The sequence below is a fragment of the Kineococcus siccus genome (assembly GCF_009906795.1).
In the GTDB taxonomy this organism is placed as follows: domain Bacteria; phylum Actinomycetota; class Actinomycetes; order Actinomycetales; family Kineococcaceae; genus Kineococcus; species Kineococcus siccus.
In genome coordinates this window covers 1-613 of sequence record NZ_JAAALN010000442.1, presented here as the reverse complement: position 1 = coordinate 613, position 613 = coordinate 1, and the positions used below count along the sequence as shown (strand labels likewise).

The window sequence follows — 613 nt, the reverse complement described above, 5'->3', positions numbered from 1 at the left end:
GGTCGGGGGTGGCCGGGGCGGCGACCGGCGCGGCGGCGCACGCCGCGCACCGGCCCCAGTAGACGACCTCGGCCTCGTCGACGAGGAAGCCCTCGTCGACGACGGGGGGCAGCAGGCACGGAGCCTCGCCCGCGGGGCAGTCGACGTCGGAGATGGCGCCGCAGGACCGGCACACGAGGTGGTGGTGGTTGTCGCCGACGCGCGCCTCGTAGCGCGCGACGGAACCCTGCGGCTGGATGCGGCGCACCAGGCCGCTGTCGGTCAGGACGCGCAGGACGTCGTAGACGGCCTGGTGCGACAGCGCCCCGAGCCGGGCTCGGGCGGCGCCGATGAGCGCCTCGGTCTCCGCGTGCGGGTGGGCGTGCACGGCGTCCAGCACGGCCACGCGCGGCCGGGTGACCCGCAGCCCCGCACCGCGCAGCGCGCGTTCGAGGTCCTGGGGTTCCGGCACGCCCACCATCGTGGTGACTTCTCTTGAACGAGTCAAGACCGGCTGCGGGCCCGGGCGGGTCGCGGAACGGGTCGCCCCGCGTTGACGCGGGCGCACCGCGCGCCGAGAGTGGCGGCACGACGAGAGCCGCGCGAGCGGGGGCGGGGGTGGCGCGTGCGGGAG

General features: G+C 77.3%; 1 protein-coding gene. It reads right to left on the bottom strand.

Annotated features, from left to right (window positions below; all coding sequences use genetic code 11):
- The coding region (locus GTR02_RS22040; protein ID WP_205709828.1) for a Fur family transcriptional regulator at window positions 1-460 on the bottom strand (460 nt) is incomplete at its 3' end.
- Window positions 461-613 lie beyond the last annotated feature (153 nt).